The sequence below is a fragment of the Corynebacterium sp. HMSC11D10 genome, from assembly GCF_001806995.1.
Classification (GTDB): domain Bacteria; phylum Actinomycetota; class Actinomycetes; order Mycobacteriales; family Mycobacteriaceae; genus Corynebacterium; species Corynebacterium coyleae.
Genome location: NZ_KV787065.1, coordinates 53,930 through 66,844, shown reverse-complemented (window position 1 = coordinate 66,844; position 12,915 = coordinate 53,930). Strand labels below are relative to the sequence as shown.

Annotated in this window: 16 protein-coding genes; 9 read left to right on the top strand and 7 right to left on the bottom strand. The window is 62.9% G+C overall.

What is annotated here, in order from left to right; all coding sequences use genetic code 11:
* The first annotated feature begins 626 nt into the window (after positions 1-626).
* Positions 627-1,064 (top strand): hypothetical protein, encoded by a 438-nt coding sequence (locus HMPREF3120_RS08620; protein ID WP_070452306.1) that lies wholly within the window; start codon positions 627-629, stop codon positions 1,062-1,064.
* Entirely contained in the window at positions 1,064-1,381 is a 318-nt protein-coding gene (locus tag HMPREF3120_RS11775; RefSeq protein WP_070771757.1) for a transcriptional regulator, read from the top strand. Before HMPREF3120_RS08620 ends, HMPREF3120_RS11775 begins: the two co-directional genes overlap by 1 nt.
* 288 nt (positions 1,382-1,669) lie before the next feature.
* Here HMPREF3120_RS11775 and HMPREF3120_RS08615 read toward each other — a convergent pair whose 3' ends face one another.
* The 5 genes from HMPREF3120_RS08615 to gatC are packed head-to-tail and all read right to left on the bottom strand — an operon-like array spanning position 1,670 to position 6,348.
* Complete coding sequence (locus HMPREF3120_RS08615; protein ID WP_070452303.1) at positions 1,670-2,194, bottom strand: mismatch-specific DNA-glycosylase; 525 nt, start codon at positions 2,192-2,194, stop codon at positions 1,670-1,672.
* An 18-nt stretch (positions 2,195-2,212) separates the two neighbouring features.
* A complete protein-coding gene (locus HMPREF3120_RS08610) occupies positions 2,213-3,244 on the bottom strand; it encodes a 6-phosphofructokinase (RefSeq protein WP_070452300.1) in 1,032 nt (343 codons plus the stop codon).
* Between the two features lie 10 nt (positions 3,245-3,254).
* A complete protein-coding gene (locus HMPREF3120_RS08605) occupies positions 3,255-4,541 on the bottom strand; it encodes an MFS transporter (RefSeq protein WP_246815453.1) in 1,287 nt (428 codons plus the stop codon).
* Positions 4,542-4,563: 22 nt separating this feature from the next.
* Entirely contained in the window at positions 4,564-6,045 is a 1,482-nt protein-coding gene (gene gatA / locus HMPREF3120_RS08600) for an Asp-tRNA(Asn)/Glu-tRNA(Gln) amidotransferase subunit GatA (RefSeq protein ID WP_070452295.1), read from the bottom strand.
* 3 nt (positions 6,046-6,048) lie between these two features.
* Positions 6,049-6,348 (bottom strand): Asp-tRNA(Asn)/Glu-tRNA(Gln) amidotransferase subunit GatC, encoded by a 300-nt coding sequence (gene gatC / locus HMPREF3120_RS08595; RefSeq protein ID WP_070422994.1) that lies wholly within the window; start codon positions 6,346-6,348, stop codon positions 6,049-6,051.
* 101 nt (positions 6,349-6,449) lie between these two features.
* Between gatC and HMPREF3120_RS08590 the strand changes: the two genes are divergently transcribed.
* The 4 genes from HMPREF3120_RS08590 to HMPREF3120_RS08575 are packed head-to-tail and all read left to right on the top strand — an operon-like array spanning position 6,450 to position 8,919.
* A complete protein-coding gene (locus HMPREF3120_RS08590; protein ID WP_070452292.1) occupies positions 6,450-7,115 on the top strand; it encodes an ACT domain-containing protein in 666 nt (221 codons plus the stop codon).
* Between the two features lie 51 nt (positions 7,116-7,166).
* Positions 7,167-7,631 (top strand): ArsR/SmtB family transcription factor, encoded by a 465-nt coding sequence (locus HMPREF3120_RS08585; RefSeq protein ID WP_070452289.1) that lies wholly within the window; start codon positions 7,167-7,169, stop codon positions 7,629-7,631.
* Complete coding sequence (locus HMPREF3120_RS08580; RefSeq protein WP_070452286.1) at positions 7,631-8,644, top strand: serine hydrolase domain-containing protein; 1,014 nt, start codon at positions 7,631-7,633, stop codon at positions 8,642-8,644. The genes HMPREF3120_RS08585 and HMPREF3120_RS08580 overlap by 1 nt, the downstream gene beginning before the upstream one ends.
* Positions 8,641-8,919: a hypothetical protein gene (locus tag HMPREF3120_RS08575; protein WP_070452283.1), complete on the top strand. Its 279-nt coding sequence runs from the start codon at positions 8,641-8,643 to the stop codon at positions 8,917-8,919. Before HMPREF3120_RS08580 ends, HMPREF3120_RS08575 begins: the two co-directional genes overlap by 4 nt.
* On the opposite strand, the gene ligA is transcribed toward HMPREF3120_RS08575, so the two are convergent.
* Entirely contained in the window at positions 8,864-10,891 is a 2,028-nt protein-coding gene (gene ligA / locus HMPREF3120_RS08570) for an NAD-dependent DNA ligase LigA (protein ID WP_070452280.1), read from the bottom strand. The genes HMPREF3120_RS08575 and ligA overlap by 56 nt on opposite strands.
* Positions 10,892-11,018: 127 nt before the next feature.
* Here ligA and HMPREF3120_RS12180 point away from each other — a divergent pair, with 127 nt between their 5' ends.
* From HMPREF3120_RS12180 to HMPREF3120_RS08560, 3 genes are read left to right on the top strand one after another with little or no spacing between them, the layout of a single operon-like run.
* The gene (locus HMPREF3120_RS12180) at positions 11,019-11,183 is read left to right on the top strand and encodes a hypothetical protein (RefSeq protein ID WP_167594517.1); all 165 of its coding nucleotides are present in this window, start codon (positions 11,019-11,021) and stop codon (positions 11,181-11,183) included.
* Between the two features lie 38 nt (positions 11,184-11,221).
* Positions 11,222-11,794, top strand: a complete 573-nt coding sequence (locus HMPREF3120_RS08565; RefSeq protein WP_167616763.1) for a Fic family protein — start codon at positions 11,222-11,224, stop codon at positions 11,792-11,794.
* 45 nt (positions 11,795-11,839) lie between these two features.
* Positions 11,840-12,514 carry a 3'-5' exonuclease gene (locus tag HMPREF3120_RS08560; protein WP_070452381.1) on the top strand — a complete coding sequence of 225 codons (675 nt, stop codon included), beginning with the start codon at positions 11,840-11,842 and terminating at the stop codon, positions 12,512-12,514.
* 6 nt (positions 12,515-12,520) lie between these two features.
* On the opposite strand, the gene HMPREF3120_RS08555 is transcribed toward HMPREF3120_RS08560, so the two are convergent.
* Positions 12,521-12,784 (bottom strand): hypothetical protein, encoded by a 264-nt coding sequence (locus HMPREF3120_RS08555; RefSeq protein WP_070452277.1) that lies wholly within the window; start codon positions 12,782-12,784, stop codon positions 12,521-12,523.
* Positions 12,785-12,915 lie beyond the last annotated feature (131 nt).

Here is a 12,915-nt window from a genome sequence, read left to right as displayed (position 1 = left end):
TTTGGAAGCGACGCTCCATCGCTTTGCAGATCTCTGCAATATCGAACGGCTCCTCGGGGATCACGGTGTAGTGCGCACCACCTGTCGTGCTCGCGATACAGCTCGCCCCGCCTCTGCACCCACACAAATGCCGCCGTCTTCTCGCGGTCAACAGCGAGCGCATTGCCTATCGACGGCCCATTGCCCACGTGCACTGCCCCCCCACAAAGTGTCGCCGGTTTGGGCCTGCAGGACGTCGCAAAGCAGCTGCTCCAGGGCCGCGGCCTCCGTCCAGGTGCACACTTCGGGCCGTTGCCTGAGGCTGAACGTGCCATCATTCGCGAGCGACAGGCCGAAGGTATTTCCAGAGCCAAAGCCCGCGGTGTCTACAAAGGTCGGGCAGGCAAAAGCTCTCCGCGACAAACAGCTAGCTCAGGCGCGCAAGTGGGTGAGTGAGGGGATAACGAAAGCCGAAGTTGCCCGACGGCTCAATGCAGGAAGAACCACCCTCCGTTAATACTTTTCTTCCAATGGAGAGACTTGGAAATTTAATGACACCCTTGGCGCGGACATTCGCACTGATCCCACCTTGTTGCCATAATGGAAAGCGGTTACACTGTAGGCAACTTGAAGGAAGGATCGCCAAAATGACTGCAGGTCGCTTCACCGACAGAGCCCAAGCCAGCCGATCAGCATCGCCTCAAAAGGTCTCCAAAAAAGAGGGGTACTGGATCTTGTTGATGTCGGGATTGACATTTCTCTTCGTGAGCATCCACCTAATCTCGCAGACCTCTTCCTCCGTATGGCTGTCCGTAGCTTACGTACTATCCCCTTTCCTCTATCTCCTGTCGACCCTTGCCGTTGCGGTGGGGATCAGAGAAACAAGGAAGGTTCAACCCTACGGATGGAAAAGGGCTTACGTGGCCGCCACTCTCCTATCGATTGCCGTTGTCGTGATCGGCGAATGGAGCTGGGCAAACACGAGCGGAGACGCGAATCCCCCGGCAGTGGCTTTTCTAATTGCTGCGCTGACGGCCATCCCGTTTGCGGGGCTTGGCGCCTGGAAAGTTAAGTCGGGTAGCTAGTGGAGATCAGTCAAGCCTTGGAGGGGATCGACCCCCTCCTTCATTCGCCCAACAGGCTGGGGGTAATGGCGTGCCTAGCGTCGGTAGATTCTGCTACATACCAGACGCTAAAAGAACACCTAGACCTCAGCTATCCTACCTTGTCAAAAAGTATTAGCGCTCTCGAAGACGCGGGAATGGTCAGCGTTGCGAAGGGATTTGTAGGAAAGAAGTCCACAACTGACCTCTCCCTGACTAGGAAAGGTCGCCAATCGTATTCCTCATATCTCGCATGCCTTGACCGTATAGTTATGGGCTTTTCCGCACACACAGAATAGTTGAGAGAAGAGACCATCTTTAACCGTGAATGGGATGGAAGTGCCCTAAAACTCAAGAGCACTACTCATCGAATCGGAAGATCCAACAATCCCCGTCCCACTAGGTTTATGCTCCTCCGCCGACATCCTCGCAATTTCTTCAACCCAAGACCGAGAGGGAAGGACAGATGTGCCGATAGCGCAACATTTCGCTCTCGCGGTAGTCAAGTCCCGTGAGCTTCCCGGTGTCGCGGGTCTCGTCGGCTCGATCGCGGTCACGGTCCTGCTGTGGGTGCTGCTGATCTGGCTTTACCGCTGTTCCCGCGCTGTCGCCTCCCAGACCTCCCGGTAGCTCTCAGCGAGCGTGGCCACGGTCTCATGCGCGTTGAGCCCGCTGGGGTTGCCCACCACCCACACCGGCACTCCGGTGAGGGTTTCGGGTTGAAGGCCGCGGGTGGCCTTTGGTCGTCGATAGGCATCGCGGTATGCCCCGATGCCTGCGAACATCACAGCTCTGGGCTGATGCTTTTCGACGACACTCCGCACCACCTCCCCTCCCTCCACGAGCTCTGCCTTGGAAAGGTCCGACGCTTTCGGCGTCATGCGTCCCACCAGGTTGGTAAACCCGATGCCGCGCTCGGCGAGCATGGCGGCGTCCTTGTCGGAGAGCCCCTCGTTGGCGTGGACGCGGTAGGGGGTGATGCCCGCGGCCTCCAACGCCGGCCAGAAGCGATTGCCCGGGTAGGCAAACGGCGCGTCCACCTCCTCGGTGAGGCGGCCGGGGTTGATGCCGACGATGAGCAGGCGGCAGGGGTTAGGAATGCGGTTTTTCATAGCGTGTGCATGCGGGCGCTATGTGAACATCGCCTTCGCGGTGGCGTAGCGGCGCTCCGGGACGGTCTTGAGTTGCGCCACTGCGTCCTCAAGGGCAACGAGTTCAATGTCTTCGCCACGTAGGGCCACACAGCTGCCAAAGTTGCCGTTGTGCGCCGCACGGGTGGCGTGCACACCGTAGCGAGTGGCCAGCACGCGATCGTACGCCGTCGGCGTGCCACCGCGCTGGATGTGGCCAAGCACTGTGGTGCGCACGTCGTAGCCGAGGCGCTTCTTCACCTCGTCGCCAATGATCTGGCCCATGCCATTGAAGGTCTTGTGACCGAACTCGTCTTCTTCGCCGAGGCCGGCATCCATCGTGCCTTCCTTCGGCACCGCGCCTTCGGCGACGACGATGATGCCGTACTTCTCCCCCATCTGGAAGCGACGCTCCATCGCTTTGCAGATCTCCGCAATGTCGAACGGTTCTTCCGGGATCACGGTGTAGTGCGCACCCCCCGCCATGCCGGCATGCAGGGCGATCCAGCCGACGTGGCGGCCCATGACCTCCACGATCAGGATGCGGTTGTGAGATTCGGCGGTGGTGTGCAGGCGGTCGATTGCGTCGGTAGCCACAGACACGGCGGTGTCGAACCCGAAGGTGTAGTCGGTGGCGGCCACGTCGTTGTCAATCGTCTTCGGCACGCCCACAACAGGGATGCCGTTGTCGGAGAGCCACTTCGCGCCCTTGAGCGTGCCCTCACCACCAATGGCGATGAGTGCATCAATGCCAGCATCGTCCAAGTTGGCCTTAATCGTGTCGATTCCAGCCTTGAACTTGTCCGGGTGCAGTCGCCCCGTGCCCAGAATCGTGCCGCCGCGTAGAAGCAGGGAGTCCATGTAGGCGTCGTCGTAAAGATCGACCCTGCGGTCCTCCATCAAACCGACCCAACCGTCGCGGTATCCAACGACGGTGGAGCCGTATTCGGTGTTCGCGGTGCGGACCACACCGCGGATAACGGCGTTTAGTCCGGGGCAATCTCCTCCAGAGGTCAACGTGGCAAGTCGCATGCACGCCAGCCTAGCGCGCTGCGCCTGCCCCTGCCCGCGGCGCAATGCGTATCGACGACACCACGCCCACCACCATCGCCACAACCGGCAACACCAGCGCCTTCGACGCCGTCACATCGATCTCACCGGAGGCGAGCACTGCCCCCACAAGTGCCACGCCGAGCACGCTGCCAACCTGGCGCGCGGTGTTGTACAACCCGGACGCAGCGCCGGTCTGTCCCTCGGTGATGCCGCGCATGGTGACTGCCGCGTTCGGCGCCCACACAAACGCGCCACCGATACCGAGCAGCGCCGTGACTGCGGTGAACCACCACAGGTTAGCGCCGGCGTTGATGAGCGCGATCGCCAGCACCAGCGCCACAGCGCTGAGCGTGAACCCGATCGCGCAGAGCTTGCCGGGGTTGCGCCGATCCGTCAGGTAGCCGGCCACCGGCGTGAGCACCAGCGCGAGCACCGACATCGGTGCTGTGATCAGGCCCGCCGCCGAGGGCGAGGCCCCTGCGACCGTCTGCAGCCAGTACATCAGCGGGATAAACATCGAGGCGACGGTGAACCCCATGGAGGCCACGCCGAGTGTGCCTAGTGCAAAAGCGCGATCCGAAAGGAGCTCGATTGGTAGGAACCCGTCGTCGGTACCGTTGCGTGCGGACTGCACAAGCACGCCCAGCAGCAGCACACCGAACAGGATCGAGGGCCAATAGCCGAACTGGATGCCGTAGACCAACAGCCCAAGCCCGCCGAAGGACAGCACGACCGGTAATAAGGTGACCCGCTTCCCTGTCGTCGTCAATCGCGGCAGAGCGATGACACCGGCGACCAGCGCAACGGCGCCTAACCCAGCCTGGGCGTAAAACGCCGCACGCCAACCTTGGGACTGCGCAATCGCACCGCCAACAACCGGCCCGATCAGCGAGGCCACCGAACCGATCACGCCCCACACGGCGAATGCGCGGCCTTGCTTGTCGTCGGCAAACACGCGCGGGATCAGACCGAAGGCTTGCGGCAGGAACACCGCCGCGCCGAAGCCCTGGAGCGCACGCGCGACGATCAGGGAACCGAACGACCACGACGCGCCCGCTAGTGCCAGCGCCGCCACGTAGACGGTCAGGCCGGTGAGGAACATGCGGCGCTGCCCGAAGGCGTCGCCAAGCCGTCCCGTGGCCGGCATGGGCGCGACCGTGCACAGCAAGTACACACTGGTCAGCCACACCGCGCCGCCGACCTCGTACGGCAGAAGCGGGGTGATCACGGGCATGAAGCCCTGGTCGATCAGGACAAGAAAATACCCCGCAGCCAAGGCTGCGAGGGTATTCCAGGGATTAACGGCCGGCTTCAAATGCGGCACCCACGCGGTAGAGGCGTGCGTCCTCGAACGCCGGGGCGATCAACTGCAGACCAACCGGAAGGTCGGTATCGGAGGCGTTGCCCGCCGGAACCGACATGCCCGGCAAACCAGCCAGGTTCAGCGGCAGCGTGAACAGGTCGAAGTTGTACATCGCCAACGGGTCGTCAACCTTTTCACCCAACTTGAAGGCGGTCGACGGCACAGACGGTGCTGCAATGACATCGCAGCCCTCGAACGCCTTGGCAAAGTCCTGGGCGATCAGGGTGCGCACACGCTGTGCCTGCAGGTAGTAGGCGTCGTAGTAGCCCACCGACAGCGCGTAGGTGCCAAGGATGATGCGGCGCTTGACCTCGCCGCCGAAGCCTTCGCCACGGGTGGCTGCCATGACTGCTTCAGCGGAGCGGGAGCCGTCGTCGCCGACGCGCAGGCCGTAACGCATGCCGTCGAAACGTGCGAGGTTCGAGCTCACCTCGGACATCTGGATGATGTAGTACGCACCCATGACGTCGTCGAAGCTCGGGCAGTCGACCTCGACAATCTCAGCCCCCTGGCGCTCGAGCTGAGCGTAGGCGGCGTCGATGGCCTCCTTGACACCTTCCTGGGTGCCGGGGCGCTCGAACTGCTTGACGCGTCCGATCTTGACGCCCTTGAGATCACCCGAAACGCCCTCACGAGCTGCGTCGGCACACGCCGGAACCTCGCGGTCCACGGAGGTAGCGTCGAACTCGTCGTGGCCAGCGATGATCTCGTGCAGCAGCGCAGTATCAAGCACATTGTTCGCGCACGGGCCAACCTGGTCGAGCGAGGACGCACAGGCGATCACGCCATAGCGCGAGACTCCACCGTAGGTCGGCTTCACGCCAACGGTGCCGGTCAGCGATGCCGGCTGGCGGATCGAGCCGCCCGTGTCGGTACCGATGCCCAGCGGGGCCTCACCAGATGCAAGCGCCGCAGCGGTGCCGCCACCGGAACCACCCGGGACGCGCTCCAAATCGTGCGGGTTCTTCGTCTGCTTGTACGCGGAGTTCTCCGTGGAAGAGCCCATGGCAAACTCATCCAGGTTGGTCTTGCCCAGAATCGGGATGCCAGCGGCGCGCAGCTTCTTGACCACAGTAGCGTCGTACGGGCTCATGTAGCCCTCAAGCATCTTCGACGCAGCCGTCGTCGGCGCGTCCGTGGTGACCAGCAAGTCCTTCAGTGCCAGCGGCACACCAGCGAGCGCAGACGCTGGCTCCTCGCCGTTCTTTACCTGCTCGTCGACCTTGTCAGCCGCAGCCAGGGCCTCTTCGGCACCAACGTGCAGGAAGGCCCCCAATTCGTCGTCAATCTCCGCGATGCGGTCCAAAAACGCCTGGGTAACTTCGCGCGAGGTGACCTCGCCAGCCTGAATCATCGCCGCAAGTTCGTGCGCTGGCTTTGCGACGAGCCCCTCTGCCGGAATCGTGTACTGCGTCATCGTTTAGTCTCCCTCTCCGAGAATCTGCGGCACCATAAAGCGGTCGTCCTCCACAGCCGGCGCCTGATCCAGCGCCTGCTCCTGCGTCAGCACCTTCTTTTCCACATCGGCGCGCATACCGGCGTCGATGGAGTGCGGGTGGCTCATCGGGGTCACGCCCTCGGTGTCCACGCTTTGCACCTTCGACACTGCTTCCACAATCGTGTCCAGCTGCTGGGCAATCGTGTCCAGCTCCTCGTCTTTCAGCGCAATTCGCGCCAGGCGTGCGATGCGCGACACCTCGTCGCGTGAAATCTCAGCCACAGTCCCATCCCTTCGGCATAACGTGGGTTGCGATTAACGCGCCTTATCTTACGTCACGTCGCGCCACCGCTTCTTCTCCCCCAGTTGCTATAAATAAGGCCATGTCGTACCTCATCCGCGTTTCACTCCCCGATGTGCCGGGCAGCCTCGGCCAGCTCGCTGAGGCGTTCGGCATCGTGGAGGCCGACATCAACTCCGTAGACATCGTCGAGTCCTCACTCGACGGCACCGTGACCGACGACATCGTGGTCACCCTGCCCACCGGAGTCATGGTGGACACCCTGATCACCGCCGTCGCATCCGTCGACGGCGCCGAAGTGGACTCGATCCGCCCCTTCACCGGGCGCGTCGACCGCCGCGGACAGATCCAAATGCTCGCCCAGATCGCGGCACATTCGGGCAAACAGGCCGACACGCTCGAAGAGTTGGTCAACGTCATGCCGAAGGCCGTCACCTCCTCCTGGGCGGTGGTGCTGAGCAACACCGACGCCGGTTTGGAGCGCGTCGCTGCCTCCTCCGCCGCGCCCGAGGATGACGGTTCCACCCCGCAGATGCCCGCAATCGAGGGCGCGCGCATCTTGCAGCCCGATTTCGACGAATGGGTGCCAGAGTCTTGGTTCCAGTTGGACACCGCCCTGACCGTGGCACCCCTGCACGGCACCGACCTCGTGCTCGTCGTCGGCCGTGTGGGCGGTCCCGATTTCTTGGCCTCCGAGGTGCGCGAGGTCGGCGATTTGGGCTACATCATCGGCGCGATCCTGCGCTAGCGCAGACCTCAGCCGTTGCATGCTTTCTAGAATTCTGTAATTCTAGAAAGCATGCAACCGATTGAAGCACGCCTCTCTGACCTCGAAGCACGCGTCGCCGCGCTCGAACAGGCCTCATCGCCCGAGTCCACCTCACTCCCCGGTTCCGGAGCTGAGGTGGACCACGGAACAGTCACCTTCAAAGGCGACGTGGAGCTTCCGACCGGCACCTACTCCTATGAATGGATCCGCCCAACAGCGTGGATCACGGACCAACCGTGGGACGACGCAATGGACCGCATCGCCGCGCTCGCGCACCCCGTCCGCGGCGCCATCTTGCGCCACCTTTTAGCCGCACCGGCGGGCGTGACGGAGCTGGTCGAATCTGAGCTGGTTTCCTCCACCGGCACCGCGTACCACCACCTGAAGGAACTGCAGGCCGCCGGCTGGGTGCGCAAGCAGGGCGGGATGTTCGAGATTCCCCCGGCCCGCGTTATCCCGCTCATGGCGATCGTGATCGCCGGAGAGGACCACTGATGCGCACTACCAACATTGCTGCCGGCGTAATCGCCGCCGCCATCGCCGCCGCGTTGATGCTCTCCACCGGCCCCCGCGACATTTCCGTGGCCTCTGAGCACACTGGCGATGCCGAGATCTCCTCCGCCCTCGAACACCTCGCGGAAGACGGCCACCGCAACCTCGCCGCCTTCACCTACGACGACGGCGAAGTCCGCTTCGGCGGCCTCGGCGCCGACGAGCACAATGACTTCGAAATCGGCTCGATCACCAAAACATTCAACGCGGAGCTTGTCCGCCAGTTCATCGACGCCGGCGAGCTCAGCCTGGATACTCAGGTGCAGGAGCTTATCGACGTCCCCTCCGCCCCCGTCGCCGATGTGACCATCGAGGAGCTGCTCAACCACACCTCCGGGCTCGCCCCCACCGAAAGTCTGAGCCTCGCGGACATGTTCGTGGCGAACATCCGCGACGGCGGCAATCCCTACCGGCGCGACACACCGCAGGACATACTCGACGCCGCCGGTTCCGCCGAGCTGAACAACCGCGGCGAGGAACAATACTCAAACTACGGCCACGCGCTGCTCGGCCAGCTGCTGGCCATACACGCCGGCGTGCCCTACGACGAACTGCTGTGCACCCGAATCTTCGAGCCCGCTGGCATGACGTCGACCTACGTGGCGCTACCTGGCACCGTCGACGAAGCACCGACAGGCCTGGCCGCCAACGGGCACCCCGCCGGCCCGTGGGACATGGACGGCTGGGCCCCGGCTGGCGCGATCCGCTCCACTGCTGCCGACATGGCCAAATACGTGGAATGGGTGTCCTCGCACGGTGTGCCCGACTATGGCTGGGCAAGCCTCGACGAAGGCGGTGAAGAAATCACGTTCCACAACGGCGGCACCGGCGGTTTCCGCACCATGCTGGTCTGGGACCCGGAACGCGCCGACCACAGTCGCGCCGCGTTCGTCGCGGGCGACACCGAAGCCTGGGTAGACGCGCTCGGCATCGACCTGATGGAGGAAACCCGATGATCGCACTCGTCATGATTCTGCTGCTCCTTGCGTCCGCGACCTTCAACGCCGTGCGAAACGCCAAGGGCCCCATTTACATCCTCGTCAACGCGGTCATCTCCGCAGCTGTGGTGTGGATGCTCTCATTTGGCGTGAACTGGAACGGCCAGTTCCCCATCTGGCTGTGGTGGGCCATTGCCGTCTGGGCGGCTGCGCTTGTCGGCCTGAGCGCCGCGCGCCTTACGCAAGCGCGTCAGGGCCGCCCTCGAGCAGCTGCACAAACTGCTCCTCGTTAAGGATCGGCCGGCCCAACTCCTCCGCCTTCGCGGCCTTGGAGCCGGCGTTCTCGCCCACCACCACGTAATCGGTTTTCTTCGACACCGAGCCGGCCGCCTTGCCGCCGCGCGAGAGGATCGCCTCTTTGATCTCGTCGCGGGTGAAGCCCTCGAGTGTGCCCGTGGCCACGATGGTCAGCCCCTCCAGGGTCTGCGGGGCGCGTTCCTCTTCGTCGGACTCCATGGTCACGCCAGCGGCCGCCCAACTATCGACGATCGCCTGATGCCAGTCCACCGTGAACCACTCCTTGAACGACTCCGCAATCACCTCGCCCACGCCGTCGGTTTCGGCGAGGTCGGCCACGGGGGCGTCGATAAGCGAACGCATCGAGTGGAAGCGCGACGCGAGCGCACGCGCGGCGGTCGGGCCGACGTGACGGATGGATAGCCCTGTGATCACACGCCACAGGTCCGCGTGGCGCGCCGTTTCTAGATTGGCCAGGAGTTTCTTGCCTGCCGCGTTGACTTGACCGTCCTTGCGTGTGTACACGCTGGACTTCTTCAAATCGTCTTCGGTGAGATCGAAGAGGTGGGCTTCGTCGATAAGCACGCCCGACGCGATGAGATCCTGCGCGCCTTTCTCGCCGAGTGCCTCGATATCGAATACGCCGCGTGATGCGATGTACTCCAGGCGGGTGGCGAGCTGTGCGGGGCACGAGCGGGTATTCGGGCAGCGCCAGTCCGCGTCGCCCTCCTTCGCGGGAGCAAGTTTCGTGCCGCACGAGGGGCAGTTCTCGGGGTAGACGAATTCGCGCTCGGTGCCGTCGCGAAGATCTGCAACGGGGCCCAGCACCTCGGGGATAATCTCGCCGGCCTTGCGCACCACCACGGTGTCGCCGATCATCACGCCCTTGCGCTTGACTTCATGCTGGTTGTGCAGGGTTGCCATAGACACCGTCGAGCCTGAGACGAACACCGGCTCCAGCACCGCATACGGCGTCGCGCGGCCCGTACGACCGACAGAGACCTCAATGTCGAGCAGTTTCGTGGTCACCTCCTGCGGCGGATACTTGTAGGCAATCGCCCAACGCGGCGCGCGCGACGTCGCGCCAAGCCCGCGCTGTTCAGCGACGGAATCCACCTTGACCACAAGCCCGTCCATCTCGTGGATCGCATCATTGCGGTGCTCACCCCAGTACTTCACGGCCTTGAGCACATCGTCCGCAGTCTCAGCCCGGCGCGTGTACTCAGAGACCGGCAGGCCCCACTCGGCGAGTTTCTCGTACGCCTCATGCTGGGTCTCGGGGGTAAAGCCCTCGCGTGCGCCGATGCCGTGGCAGATCATGCGCAGTTTGCGCTTCTTCACGTCCTCCGGATTCTTCTGGCGTAGGCCGCCGGCTGCCGTGTTGCGGGGGTTGGCGAACGGTTTGCCGCCTTCCTTTTGGCGCAACTCATTGAGTTCCGGGAAGTCCTCAGGGCGGATGAATACCTCGCCGCGGACCTCGAGGAACGCGGGTGCGTCGCCAGTGAGTTTGTGCGGGATGTCCTCGATGACGCGCGCGTTGGCGGTGATGTCCTCGCCGGTAGTGCCGTCGCCACGCGTTGCTGCGCGGGTCAGTTCCCCGTTTTCGTAGATCAGGTCGATGGACAGCCCGTCGATCTTCAACTCCGCCAGGTACGGCCCCGGGGTCTTGTCCAGCCACTCGCGCATCTCCTCTTCGGAGAACACGTTATCCAGGCTCATCATGCGCTCGGGGTGTGTTACGTCCGCGAACGCGGAATCGGCCGTCGGCGCGCCGACCTGCTTCGTTGGCGAATCCGGCACCGCCAACTCCGGGTGATCCTCCTCCATCTTCTGGAGGCGGCGGAACATCTCGTCGAACTCGGCGTCGGTAATCACCGGCTGGCCGTTGTAATACAGGTCGCGGTGCTTACGGACCTCGGCGGCTAGTTCGTCCCATTCACGGTGCAGATCAGCGGAAATTTCACTCACGAGGAGCCAGTGTAGGTGTTAAAACAATCATCCTGTCGCTTGCAGCAGGCCTCCCAAGTTCACCAGGTTGTATTCCGCAAGGCACTCGATCTGCTACTACAATGCGCTAGGAGAAGGGAGGCACAACATGACAGCAACACACGCGCAATGCTTTGAAGCATCCGGGGCATCGATCCGCGCTGCACGTGCCTCGATGGCTCTTGAGAGCCGTGCCGTTCCTGAGACCTACGAACCGTCCGAGCTTGAACAGCAAATCCTCTCACGGCTTTTCGAGGAACGCGGATGGGGTTAGACCCCGGCTACGGCGAAACCCCGCTCGACGGAGATGAGATGAGTGCGCTCGAACCGGCGCTGCTCGAACATTTTGACCGTATCCCTGACAAGCTCACAATTCATAGCCTCGAACAGCAGACCCTTGCAGTTACTCGTGCGAGGGTTCTCGAGGACATCGACAATTCGGAACTTCATCTCGACGAGATACTGACAACATCGTTCCTTGTCGAGCTTCACCGGTGGTTATTCGACGGCATCTGGACCTGGTCTGGAGCGTTCCGTCGCACTGGGCTCAATATCGGTGTGGATCCGCAATTCATTTCCACTGAGTTACATGCTTCCTTTGGCAATCTTGGTTATCAAGCAGAGGCTTCGTTACTCACCGCCAGACAGTTGGGTATTGCTACCCACGCTGAGCTAGTTCGTATCCATCCGTTCACCGACGGTAACGGCCGAGTCACCCGTCTCATGGCTGATCTCGTATTTGCTGCGTCACAGGGTCTTCCCCATACTTATGAATACGACTGGGACCTGGATAAGAGCGTGTACATCGACCTGTTGCGCACTTATGACCTCAATCGAGATCCAACTCCGCTCTCCAGCTTTATCGGAGTCCGGAAGCTCGGTTAACGACTTTGGATCACTCGTGTCGGCGCGCTCGTTACAATGACCGGCATGGCCACATTCGATGCCTCCCGCATGCTCTCCTTCGACCTGGAGACCACCTCCGCTAACCCGCGCGAGGCTCGCGTGGTCACGTCTGCGCTTGTGCGTATCGACGACGGCGTGGTCGACGCCAACGAAACCCTCGCCGACCCCGGGATTGAAATCCCCGAGGAAGCCGCCAAGGTGCACGGTATTACGACGGAGAAGGCGCGTGCGGAAGGCCGCGACCACGACGAGGTGGTGCGCGAAACGGTCGAGTCGATCAAGAAAGGCTGGGAAGACGGCCTGACACTCGTGGTGTTCAACGCCCCTTACGACCTGACGGTGCTGCGCAACCTCACCGGAGACTTCACCGTCACCGGCCCCGTGTTCGACCCGCTGGTGGTCGACCGTGCGAAGGACCGCTACCGCAAGGGCCCACGGAACCTGACCGCGATGTGCGAGCACTACGGGGTGCGCATCGACAACGCCCACGAGGCAACCGCCGACGCGTTCGCCGCCGCACGTGTGGCGTGGATGCAGGTGCGCAAGGCCTACCCAGACCTCGCCGAGATGGAGTCTGGCGACCTTATGGAGTGGCAGGCCGTGGAGTACTTCCGCATGCAGACCGACCGCAAGAAGTACTTTGAGGCCAACGGGCGCGACGCCTCCGGCGTGCTCACCGCCTGGCCAATGCAGGGCTAAAACCTGCTACTGGCTTGCGAGTTCTTCGTGCATTTCGCGAGCGGCAGCGTAACTGCGCGCGCACGCAAGCAGCGTGTCTGCCGGCTCGGCGTACACATCGATCTGGGTCTGTGCCGGGTCGATCTGTAACTCGTCGAACACGCGGTAGAGCTCGCGCGGCTGCATGGTCGGGATCGCGATGCGCGCCCCCGTATCGAGCAGTCGTGCCAGCGCGTCGCGGTTGCAGGAGCGGGGGTCGGTGGTCTGCCACGGGGTGTCGTCGATAAGCATGGGCGTGTGCAGCAGGTGCTCGCCGAAGCGTTGCAGGGTTTCTTGCGGCTCGGGGATCGCCGCGATGGTCTCGTAGTCGGTGGCGCAGTGTTGAAGAAGATCACCTCCCAGGAGGGGGAGACGTCTATTGT

Bases quoted from the DNA above. Each gene is read 5' to 3' on its own strand.
- HMPREF3120_RS12180 (WP_167594517.1), top strand. From the start codon at position 11,019: ATGACAGCAACACACGCGCAATGCTTTGAAGCATCCGGGGCATCGATC.
- HMPREF3120_RS08610 (WP_070452300.1), bottom strand. From the start codon at position 3,244: ATGCGACTTGCCACGTTGACCTCTGGAGGAGATTGCCCCGGACTAAAC.
- HMPREF3120_RS08555 (WP_070452277.1), bottom strand. From the start codon at position 12,784: ATGCTTATCGACGACACCCCGTGGCAGACCACCGACCCCCGCTCCTGC.
- HMPREF3120_RS08565 (WP_167616763.1), top strand. From the start codon at position 11,222: ATGAGTGCGCTCGAACCGGCGCTGCTCGAACATTTTGACCGTATCCCT.
- HMPREF3120_RS08590 (WP_070452292.1), top strand. From the start codon at position 6,450: ATGTCGTACCTCATCCGCGTTTCACTCCCCGATGTGCCGGGCAGCCTC.
- HMPREF3120_RS08580 (WP_070452286.1), top strand. From the start codon at position 7,631: ATGCGCACTACCAACATTGCTGCCGGCGTAATCGCCGCCGCCATCGCC.
- HMPREF3120_RS08560 (WP_070452381.1), top strand. From the start codon at position 11,840: ATGGCCACATTCGATGCCTCCCGCATGCTCTCCTTCGACCTGGAGACC.
- HMPREF3120_RS08620 (WP_070452306.1), top strand. From the start codon at position 627: ATGACTGCAGGTCGCTTCACCGACAGAGCCCAAGCCAGCCGATCAGCA.
- gatA (WP_070452295.1), bottom strand. From the start codon at position 6,045: ATGACGCAGTACACGATTCCGGCAGAGGGGCTCGTCGCAAAGCCAGCG.
- HMPREF3120_RS08585 (WP_070452289.1), top strand. From the start codon at position 7,167: ATGCAACCGATTGAAGCACGCCTCTCTGACCTCGAAGCACGCGTCGCC.
- HMPREF3120_RS08575 (WP_070452283.1), top strand. From the start codon at position 8,641: ATGATCGCACTCGTCATGATTCTGCTGCTCCTTGCGTCCGCGACCTTC.
- HMPREF3120_RS08615 (WP_070452303.1), bottom strand. From the start codon at position 2,194: ATGAAAAACCGCATTCCTAACCCCTGCCGCCTGCTCATCGTCGGCATC.